3 protein-coding genes are annotated in these 3136 nt (G+C 35.4%); all 3 read left to right on the top strand.

All coding sequences use genetic code 11. The annotated features are described in order from the left end of the window. The first annotated feature begins 186 nt into the window (after positions 1-186). The 3 genes from spoVG (at position 187) to CD30_RS18745 (ending at position 3043) form a co-directional block, all read left to right on the top strand. Complete coding sequence (gene spoVG, locus CD30_RS18755) at positions 187-477, top strand: septation regulator SpoVG (RefSeq protein WP_036180583.1); 291 nt, start codon at positions 187-189, stop codon at positions 475-477. 214 nt (positions 478-691) lie between these two features. Next, positions 692-2056, top strand: coding sequence for a bifunctional UDP-N-acetylglucosamine diphosphorylase/glucosamine-1-phosphate N-acetyltransferase GlmU (glmU, locus tag CD30_RS18750; RefSeq protein ID WP_036180580.1), 1365 nt, complete (start codon positions 692-694; stop codon positions 2054-2056). Between the two features lie 27 nt (positions 2057-2083). Then, positions 2084-3043, top strand: coding sequence for a ribose-phosphate diphosphokinase (locus CD30_RS18745; protein WP_036180577.1), 960 nt, complete (start codon positions 2084-2086; stop codon positions 3041-3043). Positions 3044-3136: the final 93 nt, after the last annotated feature.

The following is a 3136-nucleotide window of genomic DNA, read 5'->3' as shown; positions in this document are numbered from 1 at the left end:
GTGTGAGAGGTCGACTAGCCAATTAATGGCTAGTTTCCTACTCGATTTAAATTACTATTAAATTTCTAGAATAACAAAAAAAATGATTCTAATTTTTTTGAAAATTGGGTAAAATAAGAAGGAAATAAGAAAAAAATGTAGAATTATAAGTTTTTAAACAGCATCCTAGATGGGAGGAGTGAAAGAATGATAGTTACTGATGTTAGATTACGTCGTGTTCAAACGGATGGTAGAATGAGAGCTATTGCATCTATTACACTGGACGATGCTTTTGTTGTACATGATATTCGTGTAATTGACGGGAATAGCGGATTATTTGTGGCTATGCCAAGTAAAAGAACGCCAGATGGAGAATTCCGCGATATAGCACATCCCATTAATTCTGAGACTAGAAATATGATTCAAGAAGTAGTTTTAGCTGCTTATCATGCAGCTAGCGATGAAGAAGCCCTTCAATTAGAAGAAGCAAATGCTTAATATTTTCCTAGAAATGAGAGCCACTTACAAAAGAAAGGCTCTTTTTTTCATGTTAAAAAGTCTGCACAAACGAATAATTTATTTGATAAAATATAGTGATTAAAAGAAAATTGACAAAAAAAGGTGTAACCGTTTTGTCAAGTCTACATACCTTGAAAATCATTGGAATTTACTATATAGTCATAAGAGAATATTTTCAAATGGAGGACTTAAAATGACGAACATTTTTGCAGTAGTATTAGCTGCAGGTCAAGGAACGCGCATGAAGTCCAAATTATATAAAGTGCTCCATCCCGTTTGTGGGAAGCCAATGGTTGAGCATGTAATCGATAACATACAAAATTTGGATGTAAGTCGAATTGTTACAATAGTTGGACACGGGGCTGAAAAGGTCAAGGAAACCTTAGGAGAAAAAAGCGAATATGTACTTCAGGCTGAACAATTAGGAACAGCCCATGCAGTACAGCAAGCTGAATCGATTTTAGCAGATTTAGAAGGAACAACTTTAGTGGTTTGTGGAGATACACCTTTAATTCGGGACGAAACACTTAAATCTTTGGTTGAATTCCATCAAAAACAAAATGCTAAAGCAACGATATTAACTGCGGTTGCGGAAAATCCATATGGTTATGGCCGCATTATTCGAAACGAAAAAGGTCAAGTTTCACAAATTGTTGAACAAAAAGACGCCTCAGATGAACAACAACTTGTAAAAGAAATAAATACTGGCACTTATTGTTTTGATAATAAAGCATTATTTGAATCTTTAAAGCTAGTAAAAAATGAAAATGCACAAGGTGAGTATTACTTACCAGATGTTATTGAAATTTTAAAAGCACAAGGTGAAATCGTATCTGCCTTTACAACGGATGATTTTGATGAAATTTTAGGGGTTAATGATCGTGTAGCTTTATCACAGGCTGAAGAGATTATGCGCGCAAGAATTAACGAAAAACATATGCGAAATGGTGTAACAATCATTAATCCGTTAACTACACACATTAGCATGGATGCGGTAATTGGAAGTGATACGGTTATTAAACCTGGTGTTGTAATCGAAGGCAATACGATTATTGGTGAGGATTGTATAATTGGACCAAATAGTCAAATTACCAATAGCCAAATTGGAAACCGTACATCTGTTCAAAATTCAGTTGTAATAAGTAGTATTGTTGGTGAAGATACTACAATTGGGCCGTTTGCTCATTTAAGACCTGATTCACAACTTGGTAACCATGTTAAAATTGGTAATTTTGTGGAAGTGAAGAAAAGTACGCTAGGTAATGATGCAAAGGTTTCACATCTAAGTTACATTGGTGATGCCGAAGTAGGCAACGATGTAAACATAGGTTGCGGTTCAATCACCGTAAATTACGATGGGAAAAATAAACATAAAACGATTATTGAAGATCGAGTATTTGTTGGATGTAATTCAAATTTAGTTGCTCCAGTGAAGATAGGTGAGGGTTCTTTTATCGCTGCGGGATCAACTGTTACGAAGGAAGTACCTAAAGATGCCCTTGCTATTGCTCGTGCAAGGCAAGAAAACAAACTAGATTATGCGAAAAAATTGAAATAAAAATTGCAAAACTTTTAGGAGGCCATCATGCCGTATCAATATGCAAACTCATCATTAAAAATCTTTTCACTTAATTCAAACTATCCATTAGCACAAGAAATTGCCGAATTAATGGGCGTGGAACTAGGAAAATCATCGGTAAAACATTTTAGCGACGGAGAAGTCCAAATTAGCATTGAAGAAAGTATTCGTGGATGCGACGTATTTATTGTTCAATCAACTTCAGCTCCAGTAAATGAACATTTAATGGAATTATTAATTATGGTTGATGCAGTGAAACGTGCTTCTGCTCGTACAGTAAATGTTGTAATTCCTTACTATGGCTACGCACGTCAAGATCGTAAGGCAAAAGCTCGTGAGCCAATTACAGCAAAATTAGTAGCTAATTTATTAGAGACTGCTGGTGCGACACGTGTAATCGTACTTGATTTACATGCACCGCAAATTCAAGGTTTCTTCGATATTTTAATAGACCATTTAATGGCAGTTCCATTACTTTCAGATTATTTCTTATCAAAAAACTATTCTCCGGAAGAATTAGTTGTCGTATCGCCTGACCATGGTGGTGTAACACGTGCTCGTAAAATGGCAGAGAGATTAAAAGCTCCAATCGCTATTATCGATAAACGTCGTCCAAAACCAAATGTGGCAGAGGTTATGAATATCGTAGGGAATATCGAAGGGAAAGTTTGTATCCTAATTGATGATATTATTGATACTGCAGGTACAATTACGCTTGGTGCAAATGCACTAAAGGAAAATGGTGCTAAAGAAGTTTATGCATGCTGTTCACATCCAGTTTTATCAGGTCCTGCAATCGAACGTATTGAAAACTCGCCAATAAAAGAGTTAATCGTTACCAATACAATTCAATTACCTGATGAAAAACGCTCTCCAAAAGTGAAACAATTATCTGTTGCAAACTTAATGGCAGAAGCAATTTCTCGCGTTTATGAAAATAAATCAGTAAGTACATTATTTGATTAATATTTTGAAAAGTCGATTCAAGGATTCCTTGATCGGCTTTTTTGGGTTGTACAATTTATAACGTTGGTGAATGAAAATCACCTTCTCCCGAAA

Origin of the sequence: Ureibacillus massiliensis 4400831 = CIP 108448 = CCUG 49529, from assembly GCF_000772965.1 — a bacterium.
In the GTDB taxonomy this organism is placed as follows: domain Bacteria; phylum Bacillota; class Bacilli; order Bacillales_A; family Planococcaceae; genus Ureibacillus; species Ureibacillus massiliensis.
Note: the sequence above shows the minus strand (reverse complement) of the source record. Positions and strands in the feature narration are given on the sequence as shown.